14 protein-coding genes, 1 tRNA gene and 2 pseudogenes are annotated in these 17,516 nt (G+C 65.6%); 10 read left to right on the top strand and 7 right to left on the bottom strand.

Going from position 1 to position 17,516, the window contains the following annotated elements; translation table 11 throughout:
• Positions 1–101: 101 nt before the first annotated feature.
• The 7 genes and pseudogenes from BM249_RS19315 to BM249_RS19290 all read left to right on the top strand — a co-directional run bounded on the left by BM249_RS19315 (position 102) and on the right by BM249_RS19290 (position 10,227).
• Positions 102–777 (top strand): annotated as a pseudogene (locus tag BM249_RS19315) (response regulator transcription factor).
• Complete coding sequence (locus BM249_RS19310; protein WP_244528870.1) at positions 770–1,471, top strand: HAMP domain-containing protein; 702 nt, start codon at positions 770–772, stop codon at positions 1,469–1,471. Before BM249_RS19315 ends, BM249_RS19310 begins: the two are co-directional and overlap by 8 nt.
• Positions 1,464–3,551 (top strand): annotated as a pseudogene (locus tag BM249_RS19305) (BPTD_3080 family restriction endonuclease); the annotation flags it as partial. The gene BM249_RS19310 and the pseudogene BM249_RS19305, both read left to right, overlap by 8 nt.
• Complete coding sequence (locus tag BM249_RS19300) at positions 3,548–4,468, top strand: hypothetical protein (protein WP_091975048.1); 921 nt, start codon at positions 3,548–3,550, stop codon at positions 4,466–4,468. The pseudogene BM249_RS19305 and the gene BM249_RS19300, both read left to right, overlap by 4 nt.
• A complete protein-coding gene (locus tag BM249_RS19295) occupies positions 4,468–7,428 on the top strand; it encodes a site-specific DNA-methyltransferase (protein ID WP_091975046.1) in 2,961 nt (986 codons plus the stop codon). Before BM249_RS19300 ends, BM249_RS19295 begins: the two co-directional genes overlap by 1 nt.
• Position 7,429: 1 nt before the next feature.
• Complete coding sequence (locus BM249_RS21400; protein ID WP_143103810.1) at positions 7,430–8,161, top strand: hypothetical protein; 732 nt, start codon at positions 7,430–7,432, stop codon at positions 8,159–8,161.
• On the top strand, positions 8,161–10,227 hold the full coding sequence (locus tag BM249_RS19290; protein WP_091975073.1) for a 3'-5' exonuclease: 2,067 nt from the start codon (positions 8,161–8,163) through the stop codon (positions 10,225–10,227). Before BM249_RS21400 ends, BM249_RS19290 begins: the two co-directional genes overlap by 1 nt.
• Positions 10,228–10,634: 407 nt before the next feature.
• Here BM249_RS19290 and BM249_RS19285 read toward each other — a convergent pair whose 3' ends face one another.
• On the bottom strand, positions 10,635–10,940 hold the full coding sequence (locus BM249_RS19285) for a hypothetical protein (protein ID WP_091975044.1): 306 nt from the start codon (positions 10,938–10,940) through the stop codon (positions 10,635–10,637).
• 390 nt (positions 10,941–11,330) lie between these two features.
• Here BM249_RS19285 and BM249_RS19280 point away from each other — a divergent pair.
• A tRNA-Arg gene (locus BM249_RS19280) sits at positions 11,331–11,407 on the top strand.
• A gap of 760 nt (positions 11,408–12,167) precedes the next feature.
• Positions 12,168–12,413, top strand: a complete 246-nt coding sequence (locus BM249_RS19275) for a hypothetical protein (RefSeq protein WP_091975042.1) — start codon at positions 12,168–12,170, stop codon at positions 12,411–12,413.
• A 7-nt stretch (positions 12,414–12,420) separates the two neighbouring features.
• Here BM249_RS19275 and BM249_RS19270 read toward each other — a convergent pair whose 3' ends face one another.
• From BM249_RS19270 to BM249_RS19245, 6 genes are all read right to left on the bottom strand, one after another.
• Positions 12,421–12,834, bottom strand: coding sequence for a hypothetical protein (locus BM249_RS19270; protein ID WP_091975040.1), 414 nt, complete (start codon positions 12,832–12,834; stop codon positions 12,421–12,423).
• A 186-nt stretch (positions 12,835–13,020) separates the two neighbouring features.
• The gene (locus BM249_RS19265; RefSeq protein WP_091975037.1) at positions 13,021–13,353 is read right to left on the bottom strand and encodes a MerR family transcriptional regulator; all 333 of its coding nucleotides are present in this window, start codon (positions 13,351–13,353) and stop codon (positions 13,021–13,023) included.
• Positions 13,354–13,594: 241 nt separating this feature from the next.
• Positions 13,595–14,035: a hypothetical protein gene (locus BM249_RS19260; protein WP_143103809.1), complete on the bottom strand. Its 441-nt coding sequence runs from the start codon at positions 14,033–14,035 to the stop codon at positions 13,595–13,597.
• Between the two features lie 173 nt (positions 14,036–14,208).
• Positions 14,209–14,697: a hypothetical protein gene (locus BM249_RS19255; protein WP_091975033.1), complete on the bottom strand. Its 489-nt coding sequence runs from the start codon at positions 14,695–14,697 to the stop codon at positions 14,209–14,211.
• Positions 14,698–14,778: 81 nt separating this feature from the next.
• A complete protein-coding gene (locus tag BM249_RS19250; RefSeq protein ID WP_143103808.1) occupies positions 14,779–15,123 on the bottom strand; it encodes a hypothetical protein in 345 nt (114 codons plus the stop codon).
• A 59-nt stretch (positions 15,124–15,182) separates the two neighbouring features.
• On the bottom strand, positions 15,183–17,189 hold the full coding sequence (locus tag BM249_RS19245) for an AAA family ATPase (RefSeq protein WP_091975029.1): 2,007 nt from the start codon (positions 17,187–17,189) through the stop codon (positions 15,183–15,185).
• 83 nt (positions 17,190–17,272) lie between these two features.
• Between BM249_RS19245 and BM249_RS19240 the strand changes: the two genes are divergently transcribed.
• Positions 17,273–17,516, top strand: a 244-nt coding sequence (locus tag BM249_RS19240) for a transposase (protein WP_143103807.1), incomplete at its 3' end; no start/stop codon positions are given.

The raw sequence follows: 17,516 nt of genomic DNA, 5'->3' as shown, positions 1-17,516 counted from the left end.
CACCCGCACCATTAAATTCGGGTTCACACTCGTGGCCCCGGTCCCGGCCCCGAACCACATGAGGCACCAGGACAGGGGCGCGAGCCCGGGAGTGAACGGGATTGGCCAAGCTGCTGCTGATCGAAGACGATTCCGCCACGGCCGAAGAGATCCTCGGCGGCCTGCGCGGGCGCGGGCACGCGGTGGCCTGGGCCGCCACGGGTCCGGATGGGGCGCAGGCGGCCCGGTCGGAGCCCTGGAACGCCATCATCCTCGACCGGATGCTGCCCGGTCTCGACGGGCTCACCCTCCTGCGTGACCTGAGGAGCGCCGGGGATCGGACGCCGGCCCTGGTCCTCAGCGCCCTCGGCGACGTCGACGAGCGCATCCGCGGTTTGCGCGCCGGCGGGGATGATTACCTCGGCAAACCGTTCGTCCTCGCCGAGCTCGCAGCCCGGATCGAGGCCCTGCTACGGCGGCCGACGGAATCCCGTGAGACGATCCTCAGGGTCGGGAGCCTCGAACTCGACCTTCTCGCCGGGACCGGGCGCAGGGGCGCGCGCCCTCGACCTGTTGCCGCGCGAGTTCAAGCTCCTCGAATACCTCATGCGTCGATCAGGCCAGGTCGTGACCCGGGCGATGATGTTCGAGGAGGTCTGGAACTATCGGTTCGCCCCGAAATCCAACCTCATCGACGTCCATGTCGGGCGCCTGCGCAAGAAGCTGGATGGCCCGGGCGAGTCGGTTCTGATTCACAATGTCCGGGGCGAGGGCTTCACCTTGACCCCCGATGTCTAGGCTGACCCGCTCCTTCGCGTTCCGCTGGGCGCTCGGCATCGCCCTGTGGTCGACCCTGCTGTCGTTGCTCCTGTTCGCCTTCGTCTACTGGCAGACCGCCGCGTTCATGCAGGACGAACTGAATCAGGTGCTGCGCCACGAGGTCCGGTACGCCGCCCAAGACCCGGGACAGGCGGCGACCCGTATCGAGACCTGGATCAGCGAGGATCTGCACAGCGTCCACTTCGCCGGCCTGTTCGCGGCGGATGGCACCAGGCTCGCGGGCAATCTCGATGCACGGCCGACCGGCCTGCCCCTCGACGGCGAGGTTCGCCGGATCGGCACCCAGGTCGCCATCGCGGGACGGCGCCTGCACGAAGACCTTTGGTCCGCCGCAATGACCTCGAGCGACGGCAGCGTCGTGGTGGTAGCCCACGACACCGACGAGATCGACAGGGCCAAGGCGACGGTGATCCGGGCCCTCGGTCTCGCCCTCGTCCCGACCCTGGCCTTCTCCATCCTCGGCGGCGTGCTGCTCGCCGGGCGCGCCAAGCGCAGGCTCGCTTCGACGGAAGCGGCGGTCGCGCGGGTGATGCGGGGCGACCTGCGTCAGCGCCTGCCCGTGGGCGAGGCCGGCGACGAGTTCGACCGCTTGGCGCGGGACGTCAATGGGATGCTCGACGAGATCGAGCGCCTCGTGGAGGAGCTACCGTGAGAAGCCGGACGGAGCGGACGAGAACCCCGTCGCCGCCGAGGATCGCGAGGAGGCCAAGCGCAATGCCGAGGCCGCGCGGCTATGGATCTCCGGGATCGAGGCGTTGAAGCGCAAGGTCGGCGTGCGCGCGGTCTACGACCTGTCGGCGACACCGTTCTTTCTGCGCGGCTCGGGCTACCTCGAAGGAACCCTGTTCCCGTGGACGGTGAGCGACTTCTCGCTCATTGACGCCATCGAGTGCGGCATCGTCAAACTCCCGCGCGTGCCCATCGCCGACAATGCCGCAAGCGGCGAGGTGCCTCTCTATCGCGAGCTCTGGGAGCACATCGGCAAGGCGATGCCGAAGAAGGGCGCGGGCAAGGCCGGCACGTTGGATCCGCTCTCCCACGTCTTCCCGAGCCAGCTGCAGACTGCGCTGCATGCCCTCTACGGCCACTACGAGAAAACGAGCGAGGTCTGGGAGCGAGAGCGCATCGACGTGCCGCCGGTCTTCATCGTGGTCTGCAACAACACCGCCGCGTCGAAACTCGTTTACGAATGGATCGCCGGTTTCGAGCGGCCCAACGCCGAGGGCGAATCCGAGACGCGCCACGTCGGACACCTACGCCTGTTCCGGAACTACGACGACAACCGCCAGCGGCTCGCCAAACCCAACACGCTGCTCATCGATAGCGAGCAGCTTGAATCCGGCGAGGCCCTCGATCCGACCTTCCGGGAGATGGCGGCGGCCGAAATCGAGCAGTTCCGCCGCGAGCGCATCGAGCGCGGTGTCGACGCGGTCACGGCGGCCGAAACCACGGACGCCGATCTCCTGCGCGAGGTGATGAATACGGTCGGCCGCAAGGGCCGCCTCGGCGAGCGCATCCGCTGCGTCGTCTCGGTCTCGATGCTGACGGAGGGGTGGGACGCCAACACCGTCACGCACATCCTCGGCGTGCGCGCTTTCGGCACCCAACTTCTGTGCGAGCAGGTGGTCGGGCGCGGCCTGCGCCGGCAATCCTACGAGCTGAACGACGAGGGGCTGTTCAATGTCGAATATGCCGACATCCTCGGCATCCCGTTCTCGTTCACGGCCGAGCCGGTGGTCTCGGTCCCGGCACCGCCGCGCAAGCTCACCCGCGTCCAGGCCCTGCGCGAGCGCGCCGGGCTGGAGATCGGCTTTCCCCGCGTCGAGGGCTACCGGGTCGATCTACCGAACGAGCGCCTGAGCGCCAGCTTCACGGACGACAGCCGCCTGACCCTGACGCCAGAGACTGTCGGCCCAGCCAAGGTGCACATGTCCGGCATCGTCGGGGAGCAGGTGACGCTCGACGCGGAGGACTCGTTCAGGGACATGCGCCCAAGCGAGATGTCGTTCAAGCTCGCCAAGCGCCTGTTGGAGACGCGTCTGCGCGATCCCGACGGCGACTTCCCGGTCCACCTGTTCGGGCAGGCGCAGCGCGTGGTCCGCCAGTGGCTCGACGGGGGGTATCTCGTCGCCCAGGGCGTGCCGCGCGCCGCCGTGCTCTATCTGCAGCTCGCCGAGCAGGCGGTGGAGTTCATCTACCTCGCCTGTCAGCGCTCGGTCTCGGCATCCCAGCGCATCAAGGCGGTGCTCGACCCCTACAATCCGGCAGGCTCGACGCGCTTCGTGAGCTTCACCACCGCGAAGCCGGTCTGGGAGACCGACCCGCGCAAGTGCCACGTCAGCCACGTGGTTCTCGACTCCGACTGGGAGGGCGAACTCGCCCGCGTGCTGGAGGCGCATCCACGGGTGCTGTCCTACGTGAAGAACCAGGGCCTCGGCTTCGAGGTGCCTTATCGCGACGGCGCCGTGCCGCGACGTTACCTACCCGACTTCATCGTTCGCCTCGACGACGGAAGGCCCGAACCGCTCAACCTCGTCCTGGAGACGAAGGGCTATCGCGGCACCGACGCGCAACTCAAGGCCGAGACGATGGACGTGTCCTGGGTGCCCGGCGTCAACGCCCTTTCCGGCCAGGGGCGCTGGGCCTTCTTCGAATTCCGCGAGGTGTTCACCATCGAGACGACGTTTGGCGAACTCGTCGACGATCTCGTCGGAGAGGAGATTGCCGCGTGAGCGGAGCCGTCGAATTCGGTCGCCTTCAGGACGTGACGGTGCGTCAGGCCTGGACCCACGAGGCGCTCGGTTTCACGCCCTGGCTGGCGCAGAATCTGGATCGGCTCGGCGAAGCCCTCGGGGTGAAGCTGGAGCACGTCGAATCCGAGGTGGCGGTGACGCGGTTTGCCGCCGACATCCTCGCCCGCAACGTCACCGACGGCACCAACGTGCTGATCGAGAACCAGTTGGAGGTCAGCGATCACGGCCATCTCGGTCAGATCCTGACCTACCTCGCCGGGCTCGATGCCCACACCGTCGTGTGGGTCGCTCCCGAGTTCCGGGAAGCCCATCTGTCGGCGATCCGCTGGCTGAACCGGCACACCAGCGCGGAGTTCGCCTTTTTCGCGGTCAAGCTCCGCGTCGTTCGGATCGGTGATTCGCCGCTGGCGCCCCTGTTCGACATCCTCGAGCGACCCAACGACTGGGAAAAACGGCTCCAGGACACCGTGCGACAGGGTTCGGAACGGGGTCCCGTCGGCGATCGTCGCCATGCCTTCTGGAGCGCCTATTGCAACCAGGTTTCCGCCGAGGCCGCGCGCGGCAAGCCGAACGCGGCGTTCTATCGGTGGGCGCCGGTGGGCGAGACGGGCCTGTTCCTGTCCCGCTTCCTCGCCGACCGTTACGTCGGTCTCTGCATTCGCGGACCGCGCGGCACGCCGGTGGCGACGGTGGCCGAACGGCTCGCCCCCGTGTCGGAGCCGCTGGCCGCGCGCCTCGGTGTCGCCTTCGATCCCGGCGCGGATTACCTCTTCATCAAGACGATTCCCGCCAGCTACGTCGACCCCGCCGACCGCGATCGTCTCATCGCGTGGCTCGCCACCGAGACCGAGCGTTACGCCGCCACCCTGATCGACCTTCTCGGAGAAACCCACTGATGGCGCGCGGACCCGCCCGCAGCACGACCAAGTCCGTCGAGGCGCTCAAGCACGACGAGGCCCAGCGCAGGAACATCCCCACCGCCGAGTTGCAGAGCTTCGCCGAGGCCGAGGAGGCGATCACCGGCTTCGCGCCGGGCGTCTATCCGCGCGCCCGGCCCCTGCCCGAGGGCGAGACGCGGCCCCGCGACCCCGACCTCGATCCGCAGATCGTCTGGAACGGCGCCCGCATTCGCCTCACCCCCGAGCAGGTGCGTGCCCTGGTCGAGACCGGCGAGACGGCCATCGGCGATGCGCAGCTCGTCTGGCGCGGCAAGGACCAACAGGACTGGTCCGACCTCATCGTCCAGGCGCCGCCCCTCTACATCCAGGAGAAGATCCACCCGAAGGCCATCATCGACGACCTGCGCCGCGCCGGCGCCCGGCCGCCGGAGGACGAGACGCCCGACCTGTTCGCGGATTTCAACGGCCTCGATCCGGAGGCCCGCACCGAGTTCTATGCGCACGACCAGCACTGGTCGAACCGGATGATTTTGGGCGACTCCCTCCAGGTCATGGCCTCGCTGGCCCAGCGCGAGGGCATGAAGGGGCAGGTGCAGTGCATCTATTTCGATCCGCCCTACGGCATCAGGTTCAACTCGAACTGGCAGGTCTCGACGCAGTCCCGCGACGTCAAGGACGGCAAGCAGACCGACATTTCGCGCGAGCCCGAGCAGGTGAAGGCGTTTCGCGATACTTGGAAGGACGGGATTCACTCGTATCTGACGTATCTGCGCGATCGGCTCACCGTGGCGCGCGAGCTTTTGCACGAGAGCGGGTCGATCTTCGTGCAGATCGGCGATGAGAACGTGCATCGCGTGCGCACGGTTTTGGATGAGGTGTTTGGATCAGAAAACTACCTTGCCTTGATTGCATTTACAAAAACATCTGGATCAACCAGAGATTTTTTAGGCAGCTCTTTTGATTATATAATAATATATGCGAAAAACAAATCATTTGCTAAATTTAGAACATTGTACAAGACCAAATTGATCGGTGGCATTGGAGCCTCCGGATATGGATTTGTACAGGAGAAAGATGGCTTTAGGAGACCATTCAATAGTGACGAGAAAGCTGACTCATCGATCACCGAGGGGCGCGTTCTCACGCGCGATAATCTTACTAGTCAAAGCATTGGGCGCGACAAAGGTGAAGGCGCGGCAAGCTGGTTTCCTGTAAATGTTGACGGTAAAGTTTTCCGGCCATCGGATAAAGGACGCTGGAAAACAAATCAGCTAGGCATGGATCGCCTTGGCAAATCTGATCGACTTATTCCTGCCGGAAATACTCTGCGATACGTCCGATTCATTGACGATTTTGCCGCCTTTCCAATTACCGATTTCTGGTCAGACACTTCCGTTGCGGGGTTTTCGTCTGATAAGCGTTACGTTGTTGAAACATCTACAAAAGTCGTTGAACGTTGCATCCTGATGGCCACCGATCCCGGTGACCTCGTCCTCGACCCCACCTGTGGTTCCGGCACGACCGCCACGGTCGCCGAGCAATGGGGCCGGCGCTGGATCACCATCGACACGAGCCGCGTCGCCCTGGCCCTCGCCCGCACGCGCCTGATGAGCGCGCGCTATCCCTATTACCTCCTCGCCGACAGCCCCGAGGGCCGGGCGAAGGAGCAGGCGGTCTCGGGCCGTCCGCAGCCGCAGAGTGCCGCCTACGGCGACATCCGCCAGGGCTTCGTCTACGAGCGCGCGCCGCACGTCACCCTTAAGTCGATCGCCAACAATGCCGAGATCGACGTGATCTGGGAGAAATTCCAGCAGAAGCTGGAGCCCCTGCGCGGCGAACTGAATGCGGCCCTTGGGCAGACGTGGGAGGAGTGGCAGATCCCGCGCGAGGCCGGGGCCGGCTGGCCTGAGCCGGCGCGCGCAGCGCATGCCGCGTGGTGGGAGGCGCGGATCGCCCGGCAGCGCGAGATCGACGCCTCGATCGCGCGCGCCGCCGACGTGGAGATGCTCTACGACCGGCCTTACACGGACGCCGGCAAGGTTCGGGTCGCCGGTCCGTTCACGGTCGAGAGCCTCTCACCCCACCGCATCATCCCTTCGGACAGCCTCGACCTCGACGAGGAACTCGACGCGCTGGACGGGCGCCGGGAGCGGACCAAGGCCGGCACGCCGACCCAGGACTTTTCCGCGATGGTGCTGGAAAACCTCTCCGCCGCCGGCGTGCAGGGTCGCGACCGGGCCGACCGGGTGCGCTTCACCCTGCTCCAGCCCTGGCCCGGCCGCTTCATCGGCGCCGAGGGGCGCTTCGTCGAGGGCGGCAGCGCGGACGCGCCCGGCCTCGAGCGCCGCGCCGCCATCCTGATCGGCCCCGAATTCGGCACGCTGTCGCGCCCCGACCTCGTCGCCGCCGCCCGCGAGGCAGCCGACGCCCGCTTCGACGTGCTGGTGGCCTGCGCCTTCGCCTACGACGCCCATGCGAGCGAGCTGACCCGGCTCGGCCCCCTGCCGATCCTCCAGGCGAAGATGAACCCCGACCTGCACATGGCCGACGACCTCAAGACCACCGGCAAGGGCAACCTGTTCGTGGTCTTCGGCGAGCCCGACATCGAGATCCGCCGCCTCGACGGCGACCGGATGGAGGTTGAGGTGAAGGGCATCGACGTGTTCGACCCCAACACCGGCGAGGTGCGCTCGGACGACACGTCGGGCATCGCCGCGTGGTTCGTCGACACCGACTACGACGAGGAAAGCTTTTTCGTCCGCCACGCCTACTTCCTCGGCGCCAACGACCCCTACAAGTCGCTGAAAACCGCGCTCAAGGCCGAGATCGACGAAGCCGCCTGGGCGACCCTCTACCGGGCGACGAGCCGGCCGTTCGCTCGACCCGCGACGGGGCGGATCGCCGTGAAGGTGATCAATCACTTCGGGGACGAGGTGATGAAGGTTTATGGGGTGTGAGATGAAAACACTTCCGCAAGAAACCATCAAAATTGTTAATGAATATTGCATAAAATACAATGAACCCGAGGATCATATACGAAATTTGTTTGGATTCATCGAAGACAATAAGTTGCTTGATGAGGTCGTAATTGCCTATCTTACTGCAAGATACATTTACAAGCTTGGTCAAGGATTGTCATGCAGCGGCAACGAACTGCATGCCCATAGTAAATTTCAGATTATGCAATATGCATCTATTTATGAGGCGGTCATAGGATACATGCTCGAAGACGTCTATAAGGAGCATGATCTTGTTAAAAAATTATCCTACGGAAGCGAGTTTATTCCATCTGATTACAGCAAAAAACTGATATTTTCTGATGTAGATGGCTCAAATCTTGTTCTTTGTAAGCAAAAGCCTTTAAAGCGCGACAAAACCGCAATCAAATTCGACGATAAAATTGCCTGCTGCATAAAAATCGGATTTATACATAGCAGCATAGGGCACGAAATTTCAAAATTTTACAAACTCAGAAATGGAATTCATTTATCCAACGCTATCAAGAACGTCATTACATATGATACAGCCCAAGCTCAGGTTGCTTACAGGCGGCTTCGTCCTTTTGCGCTAGGAATTAAAGACTACTTGACCGAAGGGAAATTAAAATCCTCAGCCATGACCAAAGATGCTTTTAGCCAAATACAGGCGGAAAAGCGGGTAGCGCGCGGTCGAACCAAAGCGAGCAAATGATGGACTTCCGCATCGCCGACACCTTCACCGCCGCCCTCGCCCGCCTGCCGGCCCAAGAACAGAAGGCGGTCAAGACATCGGCGTTCGACATGCAGCTCGACCCCGCGGGGCCGGGCCTGCAGTTCCACCGCATCGAGGCCTCGAAGGACCCGAACTTCTGGTCGGTGCGGGTCAACCGCGACATTCGCATCATCGTCCATAGGACGGCAGCGAGCCTGCTCCTCGCCTATGTCGATCACCACGACAAGGCCTATGCCTGGGCCGAGCGGCGGCGGATCGAGGCGCATCCCCGCACCGGCGCCGTGCAGATCGTCGAATCCCGCGCCCGGGTCGAGGAGAGCGCGCCGACCCTGTTCAGGCCGACGGTTCCGGAGCGGCCGGTGCCGGACCCCATCCTGTTTGCCGGTCTCCCGGACGAGGACCTGCTGTCGATCGGGCTGCCCGGAGACTGGATCGAGCCGGTGCGCGCGGCGACCGAAGCCCGCTTCTTCGACATCGCAGCGCATCTGCCGGCGGAAGCCGCCGAGGCGCTCCTCGAATACGCCGCGACGGGACGGCTCCCGAAACCCCCGCCCTCCGACGCCATCGACCCCTTCGCTCACCCGGACGCCCAGCGCCGCTTCCGCGTCATCGAGAACGTCGATGCCCTACGGGCCGCCCTCGAGGCGCCCTGGGAACGATGGTCGGTGTTTCTGCATCCGTCCCAGGCCGGGGTAATCGCGCGCAGCTACAACGGACCGGCGCGGGTCGCCGGCTCGGCGGGCACGGGCAAGACCGTCGTCGCCCTGCACCGCGCCGTGCGCCTCGCCCGCTCCGATCCCCAGGCGCGGGTGCTGCTCACCACCTTCTCGAAGCCGCTGGCGGACGCGCTCCAGCGCAAGGTCGATCTCCTCGTCGCCGCGGACCCCGGAGCCAGCGGTCGCCTCACCGTCGCGCCCTGGGAAGGCGTGGCCGAGGAGCTGCACCAGCTTGTCCATGCGCGCCGTCCCCGCATCGCCGCTCTCGCCCAGATACGGAGTGCCCTGGTTCAGGCGGCGGGCGGAACGGACACGTGGTCCGAGCGCTTCCTGACGAGCGAGTTCCGCCACGTCATCGACGCGTGGCAGGTCTCGGACGAAGCCGCCTATGCCGAAACGCCGCGCCCCGGCCGCCGCAGCCGCCTCGGCGCCAAGCAACGCGCCGCCCTATGGCCGATTTTCACGGCGGCCCGTGCCCGGCTCGCGAGCCAGGGCCTGGCCACCTGGGCGCAGGTCTTCACTGGCCTCGCCGCTCATTACGTCGTGCAGGCAACCAAGCCCTTCAGTCACATCGTCGTGGATGAGGCCCAGGATCTCGGTGTGCCCGAGCTGCGCCTCCTCCGGGCTGTCGCACCAGAGGGTCAGGACCGCTTGTTCTTCGCGGGCGATCTTGGCCAGCGCATCTTCCAGCCGCCGTTCTCGTGGAAGGCCCTCGGCGTCGACGTGCGCGGCCGCTCGACCACGCTCAAGGTGAATTACCGCACCTCGCACCAGATCCGAGAGTCGGCCGACCGCCTGCTGCCCGGTGCCGTCCACGACATGGACGGGCGCGAGGAGGCGCGCAAAGGCACGGTCTCGGTCTTCGATGGGCCGCAGCCGCAGGTGCTGAAACTCGACGACGAATCCGCCGAGCGCGACGCGATTCTCGGCTTCCTCGATGCGGCCCGCGCGGACGGCATCGTCTCGGACGAAATTGGTCTGTTCGTCCGCAGCCGCGCCCAACTCGATCGCGCCCGCGCCGTCGCTCTGGCCGCCGGTTTCGTGCCGGTCGAGCCGGGTGATGCACCGCGCGCCGCAGGCGCGAGCGTCACCATCGGCACGATGCATCTCGCCAAGGGGCTTGAGTTCAAGGCCGTCGTTGTTCTCGCCTGCGACGACGGTGTGCTTCCCCTGCAGGAGAGGATCGACACGGTTAGTGACGAGGCAGAACTGGAGGAGGTCTACGAGACCGAACGACACCTCCTCTACGTCGCTAGCACTCGAGCGCGCGACCGGCTGCTAATCACCGGCGTGCGACCCGGCTCCGAATTTCTCGATGATCTCGGCTGAGGGTTGGGGACGAGGCGATGGTAGACATTAGGAACGCGACCATAGCCCACAATGCTGCGAGCATCCTCTGCGAAACGCTGTCCGCTTGGCCAGCTGCTCAAGCAGTGCCTTTGAAGGCCCGAAGGGGCAACGTATGGCGTCCTCGCTCAATTGCGTCGGTTGGCTCACCGTGGGCCAACCGCGGTCTAGCTTACCATTGGGCCGGCGATGGGTATCAGGAACTGGCACCGCGATTGGCGCCTATCCTATCCGACAGCCTTCATCTCGCACAAGGTTTGAACGAATGCTCGTTTTGGACACCTGATGAGCAGCGTCTGGCCGTCGACCTGACGCATCGTGTGTTCACCTGGGGACGCGTTCGCAGTCGAAGCCCAATTGACGCCTCACAAGTTCAAGCAGTCTTCGCATCAGCGCTTCAGGCCGCCGGCGCTCCTTGTGAGCAAGAAGCCGTTGAAGCACCGTGGAGCAGCGGATAGACGAAGGTCGCGGCTTTTGCGACAGCGCATTTCGATCATGATGCTCATGCCGTCGGCTATCCTCAGGTGATCTGGGACAGTCGCGTTGCCAACGCCATTCGCAATCTCGTTGATGCTGGCGAAGCGCAGCTTCCGGCACTCGTTGCGGCGCAGCTCAAAGCCGAACTGAGGCAGATCCATGGGCGCGGTGGCGAGCGAAATGGATTGAAGCTCTCCGGCGGATGGGCCTTCGCTCATACCCTATCGCAGAAGTGGACGGCCCAGCGCGCTGGATCGCGCCTTGTTGGCGAACTGCGCGACGCGTTGAACGCAGCACCCGAGCGCTTCAGAAAGATGCCTGGATCAACTCACCCCGATGGTCATTGGACAAGCTGGGGTGTGGGGCTCGCGCTCTTCGTAGAGGGCTACTGACGGCGCGGCTGCGGCGCACACCGCGCGCCGCAGCCGCGCCGCGCCCGCCGCAACATCCCGGCGCACAAGCGACGCTGTGACCAATCGCGCGACCCGACGCGATTCGAACGTGTGTCCTTTGCCTTCGGAGCCCTCGTAGACCTCCCTCTGAGCCAAAAGGCGCCCACGGCGCCGTTGCACTCGACCACCATTTGGGCTAAGCAGGCTTCGCGGTCAGCACCCGTAGCTCAGCTGGATAGAGCGTTGCCCTCCGAAGGCAAAGGTCACACGTTCGAATCGTGTCGGGTGCGCCAATTTTCTCGATAATCTGTAAGCATTTAGGCAGGTGCTCTTGAGGGCGTCACTGTGCTGGTGGACGGTTGGGTAGCACCGGGGTATCACTCAGGCATATAAGCCCGCCGGGGATTGGTTTCGGATCGAGCTTCGTTGGGATGGTCCAGCGGCTTGAAGCGGGGGGGGGGGGGACTGGACCACCGCTCACAATTGATAGGTGCTGGCACGGGCCGGGTGAGGCCGCCGGGCAGGGAGGTCCGGCTTGGAGCCAATCCGCCTCCCGGCCAGGGCGGCCCGCCTCCCCGGGGTGGAGGGCCGCTCATCCTTTCTTCGGTCCAGGATGCCGCTCGACAAATTTTAAATCGGCTGAAACCCTCGGGGGATCGGCCAGCAGCCTAGGCGTTTGGCGCGGGGCCGTGGTAGTTTCGACCTCGCAGACGTAACGCCGGTGGTCGCTGGACTGGGTACTCCTTCATAGGAACCCCGCTCATGTGCCTTGATAGCCTTTTTGGCGGCGGGTCGACCCTGATGGCCATCGGCAATCTTGGTTCGGCGGTTGGGGGCTCGGGCCTCGGTAGCAACAGGACGCAATCGCTCGGAAACTGGTTCAGCGGCCTCGATCCGCTCCCCCACCAGTTCGTATGAGGCGCACCATGGCATCGGCTGAAGACATCGCGCACACCACCATGGAGACGGGGGGCCGCCGCGAGGGTTCAAGACTATCTGGCCCGCGGGCGGAAGCACGAGAGGCTCGACACGGCCGCGCTGCACGAGCTCCACTTGGCCACCTTCGGCGCGTTCGCACGGGATCCGGCCCCTGGCCCCGCGAGGACCGCGCACGATGACTGCGAGGCCGAATACGCCGTCCGCGGCCTCGAACCGGACTTCTCGGAGCTCGGTCCTGAACTCGATGCGGTGGCGAAGGCCGCGAAGGAGATGCTGGCGGGCATGACACCCGAGCAACTTGATGAGATCGAAGACGGCATCCAGCGGGACTACGCGGCCCACGTCCGCAAGCGGAACTGACCGGCGGTCAGGCGGCCAGGGATGGGGCTGTGATGGCCGGAGCACGCTTGGCGCGGCGGAACAGCCGCTCGGGCGTCGGTTCGGCTTGGTGGTTCGGATGCAGACTGGAGGCGGCTAGGGCCACCATGGCGGCGCGATGGTCCTCCGGCGAGGCGTCGCCCCGATGCGAATTGCAGAAGGCGCAGGCGAGGGCGATGTTGTCGGCCGCGTAGGTCCCGCCGTCGACGTGGCGCACGATGCGTTCAATGCTGGCGAGCCGGTAGGCCAGCACCCTGGCGGAGCCCGGAACTTCCGGGATGCCGAACCGCCGCATGGCGTCGGGGCCCGGCTCCCGGCGCACCATGTACGTCCCGCACCCGCAGTAGCAGCAGACACCCGCGGCGGCGTCGAACAGGCGGTCCAGGTTCTTATTGAACGACACCCCGCGCCTCCCGAGCCGCCGCCGCCAGGGTCACGGCATAGAGGGCGATCTGGCGGTTGAGAGGGTTCGCCCATCGGCTTCAGGGCGGGGTGGCTGACGCTGGCCTGAAGGGCGCTCCGCGGGGCGTTGCGGCTCGCCCCCGCTCGGGGCGGATGGGCCGCGTGGGGGTGGTCCATTGGTCCTCCTTCACAGCTTTTCACCGGCTTTCAGGGATCGAATCCGGCGCAGCAGCACCCACCGCCGCGCCCAAATCTGCGCCTCCCGATGCATCCGCCCGGGGTTCTTCGGGATGGGCTTCCCGTCCGCTCCAATCGGGTCTCGGTACGGGGAGTGACGCCGCCACCGCCGGACCGCCTCAACCTGCTCGTCCGAGAAGCGCGCATGTCCGCCATCGGTCCGGCTCGCGGGAATGATGAGTTCTTCGCTCACGAACCGCTCGATCGACCGGATCGTGTAGCCGGTGGCCGCCGCGAACTCCCCGGTTGTCAGGCCGCCTCGGCCCTTTCGCCGAGCGGCCATCTCAGTGGAGCGCGCGGCGCATGAGGCCGAGCACGCGCGCGTGCTCCAAGGCGGTCTCGATAAGGACGGCGAACGTCTCACGGCCGCCAGCCTCCCGGACCTGTCGAGTGGCCCGCTCCAGCGCAGCGACGTCCTCAGGAGAGGGTGCCGCCTCGCGGCGGACGTCCCGCGCCACACGGCGCAGGACAGCCCTTAGTTCAGCTTTGCCGATCGGCGAGCGTTCGGGAGGCTCCATGCGCACCTAGGCGGCCAGGGCTTGGCCGAAGCTCGGCCTACAGGCGGAGCGGGCGGCGGCGCGGATGAGGCTCACGGCCCCGACGAGATGGTCCCCGAGCCCCCCGGAGAAGGAGACGTGGGACAGGAACGCCCGGTCCGCCTCGCAGACCTGCCCCGCCCGGAAGCGGCTGGCGACCTGTCCGAGTTCTGCAGCGTCGGCGAGGTCGGCTTCGTCGGCGTCGGCACCACTCCCGGCGACGAGCGCCTCCGCCGTCTCCAGCACCGCGGCCACCCCGGCCGGGCTCATGAGAGGAATCCGCCGCACCCGCTCCAGAAGCGCATCAACAATGGCGTTGTGCCCTTCCAGGGCGCGGACGTCGTGCCGCTCGTCCGCCTCGCGGGCAAGTCCATCCTCCTCCCGGATGCGCTGGAGAAGGGTCTCGATAGGATCGACTGGCTTGAGCATAAGTCCCCCCATGGCCGCCCGCGCATTTGTTACGCGTTTCAGTGCGTGCGTGAACCTAAATCTCACACAATATTTGCCATGTCTACTATACTTTTCTGGGTTTCTGCAATTTTATTTTCGAATACTTTGAGTTCCGAAATTCACAATTCTCACAACCCCGCCAAATAGGCAGGTCAGTCCATAAAGTTGTGCGGCGTAAATTCGGCCGCCGGAGCCTCGTTCACGGAGACGGCCCGCCCGGACTTCTCCCGCTCAAGGCGCTCGATGAGCTCGGCGAGCTCGCCGGGCGTCATGTCCTCGGGGCGCTTGTCGCGGATCTCGGAGGCTCGCACCTTATCGGCCATGCTGATGGCCCCGAACCCGGCGCGGTCGAGCATCCGGGTTGCCGCATCGACGCGGACGCGGGCCGGGGTGGCCGCATCTCGGGCGATGTCCCGCAGAATGCGCCGCATCTCTGGCGCGTCCTCCCGGAACATCTGCTCCAAGGCCTCATCCCTCGCCCGCTGGAAGTGCGGAGAGGTCATCACCCGGTCCGTGCGGGTCATATCGGGGAAGCCTGCCAGGCGTGCGGCGTCGGCCGGGAGCTTGCCGGCGACGATGTGCCGGGCGAAGTCCCGGAGGCTATCCGGCGACATGCCGGCTCGGGCAAGGGGGCGGGTCATCGGTGTCTCGGCCCGAAATGTTAAGTGCGGCTAGGATAAGCGTAATTCCGTCATAACGGCAGCTTTTTCGGCCCCGCCGACTTAATCAAACATCGCCAAGAGGGCGGCGGCGTGCGCTCGTCGCGCCGCCGCTTCGGTCTGCCGGGCCAGTGCCGCCGCGAGCCGGGCCTTGTGCTTCTCCACCGTTACGCCTGGTATACGATGTTCCGGGCAACGGCGGCTGAGAATACGCGCCGCCGCGTTGCGTCGAGAGGCCTTCAACAGGAAGGGCGCCCCGCAGATGGGGCACTCGGACCGCAGCACGAGGAGCGACATGGCGCGGCCGGACCGGAGTTCATGGGGCTCGGCCCCGACCTGGACGTACCGCTGCCCGTCCGGGAGCGTGAAGTCCATCGGCTTGGGCGGTTTGCGGGGTTTGGGGGCCATCGGTGCTGTTCCTGGTGGTTCGTTGGTTCGGGTCGGCGGTTCAGGTCCGGCCAACACTTTCAGTGTGTTGGCCCGTTGAACCGAACTGAGCCGGAGGGGTCAGAAGCCATATGACCGTTCGTTGACCCTTTTGACCCTTCAGCAACAACCCATTGGCCGCGCTTCTCTTTTCGGACCATTCCCGATTGGTCCCACTGACCCAACCACCGCTTGATGGTCGATTCCGATACCTTCGCCCCCTCTCGCGAAGAGTCAGTGAAAAAGGCCAGGACCTCGGACGTGCGGAAGGTGATGGGGTGGCCGGATGCCCCCTCCAGGGCGGCCCTCCGGATCGACTCGCCGCGCCACGTCTCGAAACCCGCGAGGGCCTCGGCCTCCGCTCCCGTGATGGGTAGGGCGGAGAATTCCGAGACCGGTTCCCACTCGCAGGTCGCGCCCTTGATCGAATGGCCCTCGCAGTCCTGCCCGACCTTGATGCTGTCGAGGCGGAACCCGAGGTTCACCCGCTCCTCGGTGTCGCGCTGTTTGCGGGTGATAAGGCGGCCCCCGGCGACCTCGAGTTCCGTGTCGGTGGCCGCGCGAAGCAGGGAATGGCCGCGCGCGCCGCGGGCCGCGTCCTTGCCCGTGTGGTGGACGACGGCCAAGTGCGCTCCGCTGGCCGCCCGGAGGCGGTCCAGATTGCGGACGATCGCGCCCATGTCGACGCTGCTGTTCTCATCACCGCCGGCCAGCGCGCGGGACAGCGTATCGACCACCACGAGCTCGACGGGCGCGCCACGCTTCGCCGCCGCCGCCTTCAGGGCCAAGATGAGGTCCTTGAGATCCGCGTCCGACCGGAGAAGGTTCACGGGGGCCACGATGAGGTCGAACAGCGCGCCCTCCGCGCCGTATCGCTCCCGTAGGGCGGCCGTGCGCTTGTGGATTTGGTTGCCGCCCTCGGCGACGACGTAAACGACAGGTCCGCGCTTCACTGCCCGGCCGTTCCAGCGGCGACCCATGGCGATGTGATACGCCAAGTCCATCATGACGAAGGTCTTCCCCTCGTTGCTCGCGCCGTAGAGGACCGACATGGCCCACCGGTCCATAAGCCCTTCGATGAGCGGTTCGGCCGCGGCGGTTTCCGCGCGGTCGGCCGAGTCGTTGAAGTCCAGGAGTTCGAACTTGCCGGCCTGTGCGTCCGACCCCTCCCCGAGGGGGAGGGGAGGGAGCTCGCCGAATTCGGCGTCGGCGCTCGCCACGCCGGCCGGGTTCAGGGCGTAGCGGTAGGCATGTTCGACCTTCTCTTGCAGCCGCTCGGGCGACCACGACGGTACCCCGCGGTCGTTCCAGTGCTCCAGCATGAGTTCGAGGCACGTCACCTCGTAGATGCCGAAGTCCCGCGCGCCGCACGCCGCCTTGAACGCTGCTAGGTCGCCGCCGGACCCCTTGTAGCTCGGCTCGGCGTGGTGCTTCAGGTAGTCGGTAGCGCGAGAGATGGCCCCCTCGGTGTCGAGCTCCACGAGGTCCTGAACGTCGGCGGCCCGGACCCGCGCCGCCCCGCATTCGGCTATGAGCCATTCCGGCGCGTCGGCGATGGGGCTGTCATCAATGACAACGTACGCCCCCTTCTCTGTGACCGAACCCGGGGCAACCACGTACCCATTCTCGGCCCGAACATCCGTGTTGGGGGCGATCTTGCCGACGCTGTTGGCGAGGCGGAGCTCCGGATCGGTTCGAAGGTATTTGTGAATTCCGCCGGTGGGGGTTCTGACAGTCAGCGTGGTCGGAAGGCCGCGCATCTCATGGTTGAACAGGCTGCGAGCGCCGTCCTGCCCGGGCTTCATGTCGTAGTCGATGACGACGAGCCCGCGACCGGTCGCGACGCCAACGTTACGCTCGTCCGGGTCACCAAGAACCGGCGACCACCAGGCCAGCGCCCTGTCAGGGTCCGGGGTCGCTGCGTTCGGGAAGTCTTCAACGGCGGGTGTCTTCCCGCCCGGGATCAGTGGGAAGACCCGGAACCCCTGCTCGGCCAGCCCGGCCGCAACATCTTGAAGATTGACTGTCTCCGCGGGCGAAGCGGACACGACTTGATCGCCGCTAGGGCCTGTCGTCGCTTGAACGGATTGGCGCGTTTTGCGTTTTCGTCTCTCTGATTGCGGGAGGGACGATGCTGAGCGACGCGCAATGGTCTGAACTGGAGCCTCTGGTCGAGGCGTGCCGGCCCAAGGCCAAGACGCCGCCGCAGGACCTGCAACGCACGCTCTCGGCGATCCTGTGGCGGCATCGGAACGGCGCCAAATGGCGGGCGATCCCGGAGGAACTGGGTCCGTGGTGGCGGGCCGCCCAGATCTTCATCCGCTGGTCCCGGGCCGGTGTCTGGGAGCGGCTGCTCAGCCTGGTGCAGGAGCGCG

Origin of the sequence: Methylobacterium gossipiicola, assembly GCF_900113485.1 — a bacterium.
Taxonomy (GTDB): Bacteria; Pseudomonadota; Alphaproteobacteria; order Rhizobiales; family Beijerinckiaceae; genus Methylobacterium; species Methylobacterium gossipiicola.
This window is presented reverse-complemented; position numbering and strand designations above follow the sequence as displayed.